The sequence below is a fragment of the Ancylothrix sp. D3o genome (genome assembly GCF_025370775.1).
Taxonomy (GTDB): domain Bacteria; phylum Cyanobacteriota; class Cyanobacteriia; order Cyanobacteriales; family Oscillatoriaceae; genus Ancylothrix.
On record NZ_JAMXEX010000003.1, the window covers coordinates 1 to 14684 of the forward strand.

The 14684-nt window shown below is 44.6% G+C and carries 11 protein-coding genes; 7 read left to right on the plus strand and 4 right to left on the minus strand.

Annotated elements, in window-relative coordinates:
* Positions 1-701 precede the first annotated feature (701 nt).
* Positions 702-1364, plus strand: a complete 663-nt coding sequence (locus NG798_RS07390) for a sigma-70 family RNA polymerase sigma factor (protein ID WP_261221558.1) — start codon at positions 702-704, stop codon at positions 1362-1364.
* 215 nt (positions 1365-1579) lie between these two features.
* A complete protein-coding gene (locus tag NG798_RS07395) occupies positions 1580-2044 on the plus strand; it encodes a zf-HC2 domain-containing protein (RefSeq protein ID WP_261221560.1) in 465 nt (154 codons plus the stop codon).
* A 70-nt stretch (positions 2045-2114) separates the two neighbouring features.
* On the opposite strand, the gene NG798_RS07400 is transcribed toward NG798_RS07395, so the two are convergent.
* Positions 2115-2579, minus strand: a complete 465-nt coding sequence (locus NG798_RS07400) for a gamma-glutamylcyclotransferase (RefSeq protein WP_261221562.1) — start codon at positions 2577-2579, stop codon at positions 2115-2117.
* A 414-nt stretch (positions 2580-2993) separates the two neighbouring features.
* Between NG798_RS07400 and NG798_RS07405 the strand changes: the two genes are divergently transcribed.
* The 4 genes from NG798_RS07405 (at position 2994) to NG798_RS07420 (ending at position 6828) form a co-directional block, all read left to right on the plus strand.
* The gene (locus tag NG798_RS07405) at positions 2994-3524 is read left to right on the plus strand and encodes a COP23 domain-containing protein (RefSeq protein ID WP_261221564.1); all 531 of its coding nucleotides are present in this window, start codon (positions 2994-2996) and stop codon (positions 3522-3524) included.
* A gap of 122 nt (positions 3525-3646) precedes the next feature.
* Positions 3647-4609: a serine protease gene (locus NG798_RS07410; RefSeq protein ID WP_261221566.1), complete on the plus strand. Its 963-nt coding sequence runs from the start codon at positions 3647-3649 to the stop codon at positions 4607-4609.
* Positions 4610-4839: 230 nt separating this feature from the next.
* A complete protein-coding gene (locus NG798_RS07415; protein WP_261221567.1) occupies positions 4840-6459 on the plus strand; it encodes an iron uptake porin in 1620 nt (539 codons plus the stop codon).
* 12 nt (positions 6460-6471) lie between these two features.
* Complete coding sequence (locus NG798_RS07420; protein WP_261221568.1) at positions 6472-6828, plus strand: hypothetical protein; 357 nt, start codon at positions 6472-6474, stop codon at positions 6826-6828.
* A 49-nt stretch (positions 6829-6877) separates the two neighbouring features.
* Here NG798_RS07420 and NG798_RS07425 read toward each other — a convergent pair whose 3' ends face one another.
* On the minus strand, positions 6878-9355 hold the full coding sequence (locus NG798_RS07425) for a Calx-beta domain-containing protein (RefSeq protein ID WP_261221570.1): 2478 nt from the start codon (positions 9353-9355) through the stop codon (positions 6878-6880).
* Positions 9356-9771: 416 nt separating this feature from the next.
* On the opposite strand from NG798_RS07425, the gene leuS reads away from it, so the two are divergent.
* The gene (gene leuS, locus NG798_RS07430; RefSeq protein ID WP_261221572.1) at positions 9772-12333 is read left to right on the plus strand and encodes a leucine--tRNA ligase; all 2562 of its coding nucleotides are present in this window, start codon (positions 9772-9774) and stop codon (positions 12331-12333) included.
* A 59-nt stretch (positions 12334-12392) separates the two neighbouring features.
* On the opposite strand, the gene NG798_RS07435 is transcribed toward leuS, so the two are convergent.
* Positions 12393-13958, minus strand: coding sequence for a family 10 glycosylhydrolase (locus tag NG798_RS07435; protein WP_261221573.1), 1566 nt, complete (start codon positions 13956-13958; stop codon positions 12393-12395).
* Positions 13959-14176: 218 nt separating this feature from the next.
* Positions 14177-14578, minus strand: coding sequence for a photosystem II protein Psb27 (gene psb27 / locus NG798_RS07440; RefSeq protein WP_261221574.1), 402 nt, complete (start codon positions 14576-14578; stop codon positions 14177-14179).
* Positions 14579-14684 lie beyond the last annotated feature (106 nt).

Consider the following 14684-nt stretch of genomic DNA (forward strand, 5'->3'; position numbering starts at 1 on the left):
CTATTGAGAGTACCTAGGTAGGTAGCATTATTTTGGACTACACCAATATCAAACTCTGACATGACGAGACACCCCTAGTTACAAAAAGGTTATTTGTCCGTTAAAAGTTTGCCGCCATTTTTAAAGCTCTTCTATGCTTTTTGGATGGTATATTTTCACCCACGCGGCCTAAATTTAAAAAAAGCTTAACAACATTAAAACTATAATGACGTCTGAGTTTTTACGGAAATTTTAGGTTGAGGATTTGGATATTTTTTGCCGCGTCCAGATGTTTTTATCTTGAAAATGGCAGAGAGGTTTTTTATTTTTTGGGATAAAAATTAACAAGGGTCAACCAGGAATATAAGCTAAGAATGTCAACCGTGTTTTTACTGAAAAGCCAATTTAATAACCATATCTACAGGCTTTATTGAGTTGAACCCCGCTACCATTTTTTGTAGGATGGGGGTGGAGTCCTGTCCAAGTCACCGGCAGCCTTCTTGTTGACACCCCGCCTTCGAGAGGCGTGACTACCTCGCCATTGATACAGGACAAATGACAAAAATTGCTACAATCTATGGGTTGTTTCACAGCCTATGCCTGATTGGCCTTTAGGTATGGCTGGCACACCGGCTCTTAACCAACCTCTGTAAAATCAGTGGGAACCTTAATCAAGATGCCGGTGTCATAAAGGTTGGAATGTTACAAAACCTATTCCAGCCATGAGCCAGTCTATTCCTTTGTCTTGGTCAACGGGTGAGGCAACAGTTGTTTCTCAAGTGTCACTGCCCCCAGAAAAACTTTCTAACTATGACTTGGTGCTGCGGTGCCAGGAAGGGCTGCACCCAGACCGCGCGGCCTTTGCCGAGTTGCTGCGTCGGTACCAGTCTCATGTTGAAAAAGTTTTATATCATTTGGCGCCGGATTGGCAAGACCGGGCAGATTTGTCCCAAGAAATCTGGATTCGCGTTTATCGCAATGTTAAGCGCTTAAATGACCCCGTGAAATTCCGGGGTTGGTTAAGTCGCATCGCCACTAATCTTTTTTACGACGAACTCAGAAAGCGCAAACGAGTCCGTGATCCGCTTTCTCTTGATGCACCTCGGATGCTTGAAGATGGCGAGATGGATTGGGAAATTGCCTCCGCTGAACCAGGCCCAGAAGAAAATTTGACTACCACAGAGTTTTATGACAAACTCAGATCAGCAATTGCCGATTTGCCAGAAGTTTTTCGCACTACAATAGTGTTAAGAGAAATTGATGGCATGGCTTATGAAGAAATTGCTGAGATCACCGGCGTGTCTCTGGGAACGGTGAAATCACGAATTGCTCGCGCTCGTCAGCGTTTGCAAGTCGAATTACAAAGCTATCTTGATGGCCGATAAAGTTTTTATAAACTTCCTTAACAAACGTGCGTTCCTTGCAGTCATTAGGAAATTAATGCCGGTTGTTTTTTCTGGGTGCAGTACACAAATCTAAAAATGGCGGTGATGTTGCAATGATCCCCAATTCTCAACAAAATAATAATTTTCCGCATCATCCCCACGGGGACTCGCTCAATGCTAAAATCCCTGATCAGTCTGAGTCTGTAATAAGAGCCGTGAATACAATTAAGCGTGATCGTTTTGAATTGCTCAGCGCCTACTTTGATGGCGAAGTAACGGCAGCCGAACGCCGTCAAGTCGAAGAGTGGTTGCAAGAGCCGGAAATGCAACTCTTGTACGCTCGTTTAATGAGCTTGCGCGGCGGCTTACAAAAAATGCCGGTGCCGGCTCCTCAAATGACGGCAGAAGAAACTGCAAAACAAGTTTTTGTTAAGTTAGATCGTCGGCCTAAACGACTGTTGTTGTGGGGCGGTGGTGCCATAGCGGCGATGTTTATTGCTGGTGTTTCCGCATTAATGGGGCAGCAATCTTTTACGCCACAATTTGCCCAAACTCCTCAAATAAATGAGTCTTCTGATGGTTTAATGATTGCTTTAAATAGTCCTGTTATTGAAATTCCAAAGGCGTCGGTGGCGAACCCTGATAAATCGGTTATTTCAAGAGCTTTAATTGTTGAATAATATTAGGTTGAATAATATTAGACAAACCCGGTTTCTAAAAAGACCGGGTTTTTAGTAGCGATTCACTTTTTCACCGGCCCACATAAGGGGTATTTCCTGCAACCCAACAACCAGACTCTATCAGAACTCCCCCCAATTCTTTCGCTTTTTCTTTTGTCATAAAATACGTCCAAACTTTGCCCAAAGACTGACAACCGGCTATCACTTCATCAAAAGTTGCTGTTGTTGGGGGTGGCGAAGTTGGGGGGGTAAAAATTTCTACTTGTTTTCGTTGATATTCGTTTAATTCGGCGGGCCGGTTTGGGTCATATTCTTCGAGTTTGTCAAGATCCTCTAACACAGCATCGTCTTTAAAACACAGCAAAAAGCCTTCTACAATACCGGCTTCCTCTACCATCCCCGGATATCCAACTCGCAATGAATAAAGCTTTCCCCGCGTAATGGCCGGTTGTGACGAAATGACTTTGCCGGCGCAAAATCGCAAATAGTTATACTCTCCAGGTTTTAGGGTTCCGTACACAAAGACTTTTACCACGCTTGCTATCTCCTTTTATATAGAATATATTTTTTTAGCTAATTTATAGAGATTCAAAGAGCCGCTTTATTCTGAACTGCCTAGCTTGTGAACTTTTATAACCCGCAGGGGTTTTCTTTGTTTGTGTTTACACCCGATTTTAATTGGTGGCCTAAATCGGTGGCTAACCGGCCAGCAGAAGGAGACAACTCCCTCACCGGCTATTTCATTTGGGGTATAGCAGCAGAGAGTGCTGTCGATCTAAGATCATTACAATAACTTAATAACCACAGTGAAACTTGATTAGGCAATTTTGCGTCCGTGATCTCGTGGCGGTTGAGTCGTGATTTAGATCACCGAAAATCGGGAACACTAAATTATCACCCATTAGCCCTTACCCCTTATCCCTTCCTTCGATCCCAAGAGAATAACATTATGAACTTTAAATCTATTTTCCGCCTCGCTACTGCTGGCCTGCTTTCAGTGGCCGGTATTTCCCTGTTAAACGCAGCCCCAACAATGGCTCAAACGGCAGTATCGGCTAGTTCGTTTCAGTGCAAGCAAGATGGTTATTATGTAACCGTTGCAGTTAAAAATAATGGCGCAATTTCTGATCCGCTGGTTGTTTGGAAAACCGAAGAATTTAGCGATGCCGGTTATACGCCAGAGGTGCGTTGCGAAGAAGTTACCAGCCGACTTAACAGCGCTGTAGATCGCAATGGTGGCTCTTTAAATGGCTTATATTTAACAGCCGGGCGTGTTAATGGTTTGCCGGTTTTGTGTACCGTGAATAATGCAAAAGGCGGTTGTAATACCAATAACCTTTTGTTTACCTTAAAACGCGGCAATGACCCCAACGCCGTCTTACAAAAATTATTTGCAGCCAGTGCTAGTGGGACTCCCATTCAACAATCTGGCGGTCAATCTTATGTGGATTTGAATAAATTAGTCCAGCAATTATTTTAGGAATTGGTGAATGGGGACTGGGGACTGAGGAGTGGGGAAAGATAACAATTCTTATTACTAAATCCCCATTTCCCATCGCCAATTATTTATTCCTAATGCCCCATTCTCCAATCTTTAACACTATGTTTTTTCCTCGAAGGCGATTTGCGTATTTGATGGGAATTGTCGCTGCATTGGTCGTCACAATTCCGATTATGGCGGCGCAAAAAGACTTGACAAAAACGCAAGTTGATGCTATATCATCCCGAACAACAGTAGTGATTGCCCAGGGTTTACAAAAGGGAGATATTGAAGCTAGACAAGAATGGAACCCTGGATCTGGGGTGATTGTGGCCCGGAGTGGCAATGTTTATTATGTGTTAACAGCCCTTCACGTTGTACGGACGCGAGATGTGGTGTATGGGGTGAGGACGAGTGATGGAGAAGTGCATTTTGTCGATGATGTGGAAACTCACGACAATATACATTTTTTTGGCAAAGAAGATGAAAATTTAGGGGAAACAATTAAGGGTTTTGATTTAGCAATTGTTAAATTTAAAAGCGATAAAAATTATCCGCTGGCGGTGATGGGAAAGTCGCAGGGGATGGAAAAAGGCGAGGCAATTTATATTTCTGGATGGCCGAATCCAGAAGAAGAAACAGCGCGGCGAGAGCGCAAATTTTCGGCGGGGAATTTAACAACGATTGTTAACCAGCCTTCGGGGGATGGGGGTTATAGTATGCTTTATGATAATCAAACACGGCGGGGAATGAGTGGGGGGCCGGTTTTTAATAGTAGCGGTGAGTTAATTGGAATTCATGGAAGGGGTAGAGCGCAGGATAATGTTTATTGTATTGACCCAAAATTAAGCGCAGAAAATAGTTGTGGGATACAGTCACTTCATTTTTTGAGTGAGGTGGAATTGGCGAAGATACCGTTAAGATTTAAAGAGCCGCCGGTGGATTTAGGAGAAATAGAAAAATTGCCGGTGGATGATGTGATTGAAAATATTTATGAGGAGTTTACGTTTGATAAAGCGGCATTATTGAGGGATGGGCCTTCTGGGGGGTGTGAGAGTTTGTTGTTGGGTGATCCTTGCCCTTAGTGATTTCTTGTTGGTCATCAGTCATTATTGATTTGGAAACAGTCAGGGGTTTTAGCCAATTTAAAATGAGTGAACGTTGAGGCCGGCACTCTACAGACCAAGAATAAAGCACAACCGACAAATGGTTTGATACCTTGCCTAGATTGGTCTGAAAATCGTGTAGTGTGGCTTAGTTGCCTTCTGAGTAAGCAGTGTTTTCTGCTATCTAGGTGTGAGGAGTGTGTGAAAAAATGAAGGTATTTCCAGTTATAGCGGCTGCGCTTTTGGCTGTAGTTCCTAGCCTCAAGACGGAGGCTAGACAACCAATGCTGGCTAAGACCGGCCCTTTGCAACCATTGCAAACCGGCATGGGTCGTTTAGCGATGGATTTTGAGGAACCGGCCCCAACAAATGAGGAAATGAATCAAATGCCGTCGGTTTCCCAGTTATCGGATGTACAGCCGAAGGATTGGGCCTTTGAGGCGTTACGAAATTTGGTTGAGCGCTATGGTTGTATTAGCGGTTATCCTGATGGAACTTTTCGGGGAAATCGTGCTTTAACGAGGTATGAATTTGCGGCAGGTTTAAATGCTTGTTTGGAGAGAGTTACGCAAGTAATTAATGATTCGACAAGCAATTATGTTAGGCAAGAAGATTTAGAAACCTTACAAAGATTACAAACAGAATTTGCGGCGGAATTAGCCAGTTTAAGAGGGAGAATTGATAGCCTTGAAGACCGCACAACTCAACTCGAACAACAGCCGGTTTCTGATACGACGGCAGTTTTTGGGGGGGAAGCGATTTTTGCTTTGACGGGTTCTGCCGGTGGAAATCCGCCAGGGAGAAGAAGTGAACCGAATTTTAGTTATTTAACAAGGCTGGGTATAGTTTCAACTTTTACCGGCAAAGATCGGCTGAGGTTAGAGTTATCTAGCGGCAATTTTGAGGGGCGAGGTTTGGCTAGTCCGAATGTTTTTAATACGGATATGGCTTTGCTTTCGTATCAAGGGGGTACGAGTAATCAAATTCAACTTGATAAGGTAGAATATCGCTTTGCTGGGTTTGATGACCGGGTGGTTTTTACGCTTAGGCCGGTGGGGTTTAGTCTCAGTAGTGTTTTAACGGCCAATTCTCCTTATTTTGATGCGGGAAGAGGTGCTCTTTCTCGGTTTGCGGAGGCTAGTCCGTTGTTTAAAATTGGTAATTTAGATGCGGGTGTGGGGTTTGATTGGTTGGTGACTGACCGGCTGCGTTTGCAGGTGGCTTATGGTACGGGAGATAGTAATTCTTCTAACAAAGGTAACGGTGTTTTTGGGGCAGATCGCAGTGCTTTGGGGGTGCAATTGTTGGCGAAGCCGGCGGATAATGTTTTGACGGGTTTGGCTTATATTAATGCCTATTCTAATGAGGGCCGGTTGGATACTTTTACGGGGAGTTTTATTAGTGATACGAATGGGTTTTTAAATCAGCCGGCAGAAATTCAAGCCCTAAGTGGGACGCTACAATGGCGAATTAATCGTAAAATTACGTTAGGCACTTGGGGTGGTTGGATTTTTAGTAATTCGACCGTAAGTGATGCCTCTGCAACAACTACGACATATCTATTTTCTGTGGGGATTTCTGATCCTTTTGGCAGAGAAGGTGATTTACTGGCTTTTTTGTTTGGTCAACCGCCGAAGTTAGTTAGAGGTAATAATTTGTTTTTGGGTGAAGATGAGGGTACTTCTTTACATTTGGAGGCGTTTTATCGGTTTCGTGTGACGGATAATATTTCGATTACGCCTGGGTTTTTTGTTGTTTTTAATCCAGAGCATAATTATGATAATAATGATATTTTCATTGGGACTGTTCGGACAACTTTTCGTTTTTAAGGAGGTTTTGCTATGATTTTTTCTGAGAAAAAATGTCGAGTAGTTTTATTAAATTTGGCATCGTTTCTCTTAATTATTGCCGGCATAAACCCGCCATTACTAGCACAAAATGAACAGCAAAAACCTCAACAACAGCGGCTAAAACCTAATTTTTCTGAGGAAGAAAGACGCTTTAGTAATCGGGGGTTTAATGATAGTTTTTTAAATGATTCTCTGAATGGACTTAGTGATCCTTTGGGTGGGGGAAGTGCGGGTATGAGTGTTGGCGAAAAAAATAATTTAGCGCCAATTTCTGCTCAGGAAAGGGGGATTTTGCCGGCTTTCGATCCGACTGATGTAATTATCCCTAGACCGGGGGTAAGGCGGTAGATTTTTTAGCGCTTTAGGGGTGAATATAAGACTGCTAAAGCGCTATTACTTACGAACCGAGTAGGATGTTATCTAAAACAAGTTTATTGGCAAAATCACCAAAGGAAACTGAACGGGCAATGCCAGAAAAAGGTAGGGTAATTTGATTAAAAATACTGTAGGCATCAGGTAAGAAACCGGCCTGGGTTTGGGGTAAAGAAATTGAGCCTAAAAGGTTGCCGGTTGCTCCCAATCCATCATAAATGTTTACGCTATGGGTGCGGTAGGGAGATGCGTAGAAAAACGATAATAGGCTATCAAATCCACCGGCTACGTTCATTATTATTTGATCACTTTCGCCATAAGTTAAAGCTGTTGTTCCGCTGGGGGGTGTGCCGAAGTTTCCGCCAAATTCGTCTTGTCTTCCTAATTCATCTAATGCTTTGGATGACATGATGCTTAGGGCATTTTCGGAAAAGCTTATTCCCTGAGAGGCATATAAGTTTTGAACTGCGTTTAAATTACCGGCATTTTCAAAGTCTAATAAGGCCGGCATATCACTCCTGGCAATCGTAAGAGTAGCTGTATTTTGATTACCAATAATTGCACCTCCTGTAGGGTTATTTAACCCAAGATTGATGGTTTCTGAAACTTCAACCAGGGTATCATCGATAATCGGAATATTGATAGTTTTGGCTAATTCTCCATCGGCAAAAGTGACTGTAATGGGCGTATTATTGTAGTCTTGACCGGCAGTGGCGGTGCCATCGCTGAGGGAAATTGTGGCGCTAACAATGCCATCACTTCCACCTGTACGAGTGAGGGTAACGGCGGCAATAGATACGCCATTATCGTTGATCAAAAAGCTTCCTTGACTGAATTCTATTGTCCCCGGAGTGAGTGTCGATGATGATGGCGGTGTTGGTGTGGTGGGAGGTACTGGTGTGGGAAGCGGATCGTTATCTATAATTTCGAGAACGGCGATATTATTGGCACTCACTCTTTCGCCTGCGCTGGGATTTCCTAATGTTAAATTAACCGTTTCTGAAGATTCATTTTGTAGATCATTGACAATCGGAATATTGACAATTTTGCTAGTTTCATTGGGCGCAAAAATTACTTCGATGGGGGTGTTGATATAATCTTCTGGCGATGAAGCCGTGCCATTGGTAAGGGTAAGGGTGGCACTAACTTGTTTTGTCAAGTCTCCTCTGCGGATAATGTTAACAGGAGAAAGAGGTGTCCCGTCTTCATTAATGCTGTAGGTAGGTGAGCTAAATTGAAAGGAAACATCGTCATCTAAAATATTTAAAATTGCCGTACCATTAGAACCAATATTTACTTGTTCGGAGGGGTTTTCTAAGGCAAGATTGATGGTTTCTGAACCTTCAACTAAGGTATCGTTGGCAATGGGAATGTTGACGGTTTGAACGCTTACGCCTGGGGTAAAAATAAGTTCAATGGGATTGTTATTGTAATCTTGAGAAGCGGTGCCGGTGCCGTTGCTGAGAGTGAGGGTAGTGCTAACCGTTTGAAAAAGATTGCCGGTGCGGGTAACGGTGACAGCAGACACAGAATTTCCGTTTTCATTGACAGTAAAACTTGAGTTAGAAAATTCTAGGCTAGTGTCGTCATCATTTAGTAATAAAATGCTTGTGCTTTGTCCGCCTATTGTGGTGCCGGTGCTGGGATTAGATAAAGTCAGATTAAAAGCTTTTTGAGCTTCAAATAAATTATCATTAATAATAGGGATAGTCACAATTTTTGTGGTTTCATTGGGTGCAAAATTCACCGAAATTGTCGATAAAGAAAAATCAGTTAATGGCGTACCAATGCCGTTGTTTAAATTAAGGTTTACAGTTGCTTCTGTGCTGGTGTCCCCATTGCGATTTAAGGTAATAGCGTTGGAAGGACTACCGTTTTCACCGAGAATAAAAGAGGGAGAACTAAATTGAATGACACTCGTGATGGGGCTGAGGTTAGTGATAAAATTATTGGGGTCAGAAAGACTGGGTGTTTCGCCGATGTATTGCAGACGTGCCAAAGTTCTAGGACGCTGATTATCTGGGATAAGTTGAACCAAAATTTCCCCACTTTCGACTACCTCTGAAATGCCGGTTTCTAAAATCCTAACTGTGGTTGGGTTTGGCAGAACTGTGAAGGTTAAATTTTCAAAATTAACACCAGGGGGTAAGCCGATTTTATCTCTGCCAAATTCAAAGTCTGTAATAAAGTCTGGTTCAGAACCCAGGGTTAATTCAAGTACAAATAAATCTTCCCCCGCACCACCTACTAAAGTATTAGATTCCTCATTTCCATAAAGCGTATCATTGCCATCACTGCCAAACAGAAAATCTGACCCACTACCGCCAATTAAAACATCATTACCGATATTGCCTAAAATAATATCGTTGCCTTCATCGCCAAAAATCACATTATTGCCGGCAAATCCCAGCAAACTATCATCCCCTTGAAGACCAAAAATAATATCATTTCCAACAATGCCGGTGAGGGTATCTTGATTTTGGGTGCCAAAAAATACTGCCATTTTTGATTCCTCTGTGTTTCTGAAATTGGGTTATGTGTAGTCTGCGTAGATTTCACCCAGAGGTTAATTTTAATAAAATCTCAGTTCCCAAAATTTTAGCAGATTTTCCCAAACTCCAAAAAATAAGTAGAGACGTTCAGGCGTACAGACGTTCTGGCGGAACGTCTCTACATCCGCGTTCATCACATCCGCGTTCATCTGCGTAGCGCTACGCGCGGCTACGCCTAACATCTGCGGTTAAAAAATCAAACCCCAAACACAAACCATCAATCCCAACTCCTATTAAACAACCCATCCCAGCGTGTTACAATATAATACAAAATTCCCCCCAACCCCAAACAAGCCGGCAAAAACCCCCAACGTGCCAAAATAAATAGGCAAACAAAACAACCCTGATCAGCACGGAGCATAAAAAAGTGGAGTCCCGATATAACCCAGCATCCCTAGAGCAAAAATGGCAAAAAACCTGGGAACAACAAAACATAGACAGCACCCCCACCGGCAACGAAAAACCTAAATTCTATGCCTTATCCATGTTCCCCTACCCATCAGGCAACCTGCACATGGGGCACGTCCGCAACTATACCATCACCGACGTCATAGCCAGACTCAAGCGGATGCAAGGATATCGCGTATTACAACCGATGGGATGGGACGCCTTTGGACTCCCCGCCGAAAACGCCGCCATTGAACGCGGAATTGCCCCCGCTGTATGGACTTATCAAAACATCGGCCAAATGAAAGGGCAACTGCAAAAACTCGGCATTTCCTACGACTGGGAAAAAGAACTCGCCACCTGTTCCCCAGAATATTATCGCTGGACACAATGGATATTTTTACAATTTTATAAAGCCGGCCTCGCTTACCAAAAAGAAGCCGCCGTCAACTGGGACCCCATCGATCAAACCGTACTCGCCAACGAACAAGTAGACAGCGAAGGAAGATCCTGGCGATCTGGCGCCAAAGTTGAACGCAAACTCCTCCGTCAATGGTTCCTCAAAATCACCGACTACGCCGAACAACTCTTAAACGACCTCGACAAACTCACCGGCTGGCCAGAAAGAGTTAAACTCATGCAAGCCAACTGGATTGGAAAATCCACCGGCGCCTACCTCGAATTTCCCATCGTCGGATCACAGGAAAAAATCCCCGTTTTCACCACCCGTCCCGATACCGTCTACGGCGTCACCTACGTTGTCTTGGCACCAGAACACCCCCTCACCCTCCAAGTTACAACAGCAGACAATCAGCAAGTTGTCGAAACCTTCATTAAAGAAGTCGCCAGCCAAAGCGAACTAGACCGCACAGCCGATGACAAACCGAAACGCGGTATCCCCACCGGTGCCACAGCCATAAACCCCTTCACCGGCCAAGAAATCCCGATTTGGATTGCCGATTATGTGCTATACGAATATGGTACTGGCGCTGTGATGGGCGTCCCAGCACATGATGTGAGAGATTATAAATTTGCTAAAGAACAAAATCTCCCTATTAAAGTCGTTATCATTCCCGAATCAGCAACAGGGGAAGAAACCTTAAGCGCCGCTTATACAGAACCAGGTACAATGATTAACTCCGGCCCCTTTGACGGCACAGCCTCCACAGCCGGCAAAGAAGCTGTAGTCAAATACGCCGAAGAAAACGGCTATGGCAAAGCTCGCATCCAATACCGGCTCAGAGATTGGCTGATTTCCCGTCAGCGCTATTGGGGCGCCCCCATCCCCATCATCCACTGTCCCAACTGTGGCGCACTCCCCGTGCCCGATGCAGACTTGCCGGTGCGCCTCCCCGAAGACGTCGAATTTAGCGGACGCGGCGCCTCTCCCCTAGCCAAACTCGAAAACTGGGTAAACGTCGCCTGTCCGAGTTGTGGCACCCCCGCCAAACGGGAAACCGATACAATGGATACCTTTATCGACTCTTCCTGGTACTTCCTGCGCTACCCCGACGCCAAAAACGAAAACAAGGCATTTGACCCTAAAATTACTAACGATTGGATGCCGGTTGATCAATACGTCGGCGGGATTGAACACGCGATTTTGCATTTACTATATTCGCGCTTTTTTGTCAAGGTGTTGCGGGATTGTGGGTTATTAAATTTTGATGAACCCTTCAGCCGTCTGCTGACTCAAGGAATGGTACAGGGAACTACCTACAAAAACCCTGTGACCGGCAAATACGTTCCCCCCACTAAAATTAAAGATCCAACTAATCCCGAAGATCCCGAAACCGGCGAAAAATTGCAAGTCTTTTACGAAAAAATGTCGAAGTCGAAATACAACGGCGTTGATCCTCTGGAAGTGATGGCAAAATACGGTGCAGATACGGCGCGGATGTTTATTTTATTCAAAGCGCCGCCAGAGAAAGACTTAGAATGGGATGATGCGGATGTTGAGGGACAATTTCGCTTTCTTAACCGAGTTTGGCGTTTAGTTACAGAATTTGCCGGCACCCAGAAAAAACCAGCAAAAAACAAGGATCAAGATACAAAAGAAGAAAAAGATTTACGCCGCGCCATTCACATTGCGATCAAAGAAGTCAGCGAAGATTTAGAAGGGGAGTATCAATTTAATACTGCCATTTCTGAAATGATGAAACTTAGCAATGCTTTAAATGATGCAAGTTGTAAAAATTCGCCGGTGTATGTGGAAGGTGTCGAAACTTTGATTACTTTACTTGCACCGTTTTCGCCGCATATTGCTGAAGAATTATGGCATCAAATCGGCAATCAAGATTCTGTGCATAAGCAATCTTGGCCGGAAGTTGATACATCTGCTTTAGTGGTAGATGAAATTACCCTGGTGATTCAAATTATGGGCAAAACACGAGGTACTATTCAAGCACCGGCCACCGCTGATAAAGAAAACCTCGAAAAAATTGCCCGTGAATCAGAAGTTGCTAAACGCCATATTGAAGGAAAAGAAATCAAAAAAGTGATTGTTGTCCCTGGGAAGTTGGTTAATTTTGTGATTGGTTAATTTGTCAATTTTTTAGGGCCGGTGGGGGCCGATTCTGGCCCCTTGCAGGCTATGACAAATTAACGAACCTCGCAAAATTTCCGATCCCGATCTGCCTCTGGTTCCTGCCAAGAATAGGCAAAATGACTGACGCCGCGAATTTGGGGGAAAGCCCGCTGAATTGCTTGCATTTGGACTTCCAAGGCGGGCCGGTCTTTTAACCCATTGCCCCAAGTTCCAGCCAAGGCCGGTATTACTTGTGTGCCGGCGGGAGTCATACTTAGTACCCGCTGGATTTCCTGAAGAATACAACTTGTATTTCTCTCACCACACTTTCCATAAGCCATCGGGTGCCATTCCATCGAAGCCGGAAAGCGATCCCAAGGCTGTAGACGCGAATCAAAACCACCCGTACCCACCGGCTTATTGCCCCCAGGAAAAAACACAGCCCCCGCCGGGATTCCTTGACGTTGCACCTGCTGCGCTGCCAAACTCACAAAATCTACAATTCCCTGTACAGCGTGAGCCACACTTAAATACCAAAGTTCTGCCTGTAACTGCGCCACTGATACCGGAGGATTAGCAGCCGAAGGATTCGCAGAAGAAACAGCCCTCGGAGACTCAACTTTGCGACCTTGCCACATCGGTTGAGCTTCCGAAGGAAACATCCTATTAATGGCATCCACATCCGCCGTAGAAATAGAACCTTGGTCAAGATAGCGGCGAATCAACTCCCGTCCCTTTTGATTTAAAGCACGTTGCAAAAGCGCTGTTTTAGCCGCATCGCCATAAATCCATAAATCCTTAACCTTACTCGCCACAGAAGCCGGGCCGGTTTGACGGGGATAGCGGACATAATCAAATAAAACACCATCAGGCCGGCGTTGCAGCGCTGCCGCTATGATCCCAGCATAATCCTGTCGTGCCTGCGGACTGTAGGGGTCAACAAAAAACTTACTGACATCGCCTTCAGCGGCTTTGATATCGTCTCCTTCAGCGCTATTAATCTCAACACTGGTTTGACCGTTCCCTTTACGAGCAACAGTTTGCTGCCGGTCGGGACGTTGACCATAGTTATAGCCAAAACTCATCGTAAACAGCCAAGCATAAACCTTTAAACCCCGTTCGCGGCCCTTTTGTATTGCTTGTGCAAATAAATCGACATTTTCCGCCCCTGGAATACGGACTGCCGAAGGCCAAACCGAACGATTTTGAGACTCTGGGAGTAAAACCTGCCCATCATAAAAATATTCAACATAAACCTGGTTGTAGCCTCGCGCCACAATTCGGTCTAAAACACCTTCTAAAACCCCATCTTGAATATCACAAGGATATAAACGCAACCAAATTGCCTGAACTTGCGGCCAAGTTCGTCGCCGGCACTCCTGCAAAGAACGCGCTTTCTCCACCACCCGCGACTTATAACGCTGCATCGCCGCATTATCGCCACCAAAAGCAGCCTTTCTCAAACTATCCGTTTCGTTAACCTCCTCAACCGTTTGCTGACAATAAGCAGTAGAAGCTGCAAAAGCCGGTTGCAGATTGAGATTAGAACCGACAAGGCCAACCGTTACCAAAGCAGTTACAGCAGAACGATATCCGACCTGCCAAACTTGCTGACTCAATAAAATTTTCGATAAATTCATAATGCCGCTAAAAATATGCCGGTGTGCAAGAAAACAATACAAACGAACTGCCAAAATCAATTAACCATCTGCGTTAATCTGCGTAGCGCTACGCGCGGCTACGCCTAACATCTGCGGTTAAAAAACCTTATAGCAAAACTCCCAACCGGCACCCCGACATCAGCAAGAAAAAGAAGAGATGGGGAAAAAAAGATAAATCCCCAATCTCCCCAACCCCATCAAGTACCGCGTTTAATAGCCAGTTCGACTTGTTTAAACTCTTGTTCGAGGCGATCCTTTAACTTTTGAGGTACAGGCCGGTTGGGGTAAGAAGCGTAATGAGCCGCCAGAGAGTTAAGCGCCGTCCGCATAGTGCTGAAGGAAGGCAATTTAGCAATCGCGGGGTCGCGGCGGTAGCGAGAAGCAAAATCATTAATAGCTTGACGTGCTTTTGCTTGCGCTTCTGGTTTTTCTGGGGAGTCATCTGGCAAAGCAATTGCTGTTCTTAGGCTGCTCACGACTTGAATGGTATCTTCGGGGTAGTTGCCGGTAAACCCAGACACATCGGCTCGTGTACAGCCCATTAAACTAATACCCACCACTAAAACCAGCGCCAGCAAACGTGACAAATACTGTTTCATGTAATCTCAGTCCTTCAAAATCTGACATCAAAATTACCGTTTAGTCTAACTTGGATTGAGGACAGTCGGATTTTAGATTTTATATCTTAGCTTTTAGATGTTAGAT

Bases quoted from the DNA above. Each gene is read 5' to 3' on its own strand.
- NG798_RS07410 (WP_261221566.1), top strand. From the start codon at position 3,647: ATGTTTTTTCCTCGAAGGCGATTTGCGTATTTGATGGGAATTGTCGCT.
- NG798_RS07420 (WP_261221568.1), top strand. From the start codon at position 6,472: ATGATTTTTTCTGAGAAAAAATGTCGAGTAGTTTTATTAAATTTGGCA.
- NG798_RS07405 (WP_261221564.1), top strand. From the start codon at position 2,994: ATGAACTTTAAATCTATTTTCCGCCTCGCTACTGCTGGCCTGCTTTCA.
- psb27 (WP_261221574.1), bottom strand. From the start codon at position 14,578: ATGAAACAGTATTTGTCACGTTTGCTGGCGCTGGTTTTAGTGGTGGGT.
- NG798_RS07390 (WP_261221558.1), top strand. From the start codon at position 702: ATGAGCCAGTCTATTCCTTTGTCTTGGTCAACGGGTGAGGCAACAGTT.
- NG798_RS07425 (WP_261221570.1), bottom strand. From the start codon at position 9,355: ATGGCAGTATTTTTTGGCACCCAAAATCAAGATACCCTCACCGGCATT.
- NG798_RS07415 (WP_261221567.1), top strand. From the start codon at position 4,840: ATGAAGGTATTTCCAGTTATAGCGGCTGCGCTTTTGGCTGTAGTTCCT.
- NG798_RS07435 (WP_261221573.1), bottom strand. From the start codon at position 13,958: ATGAATTTATCGAAAATTTTATTGAGTCAGCAAGTTTGGCAGGTCGGA.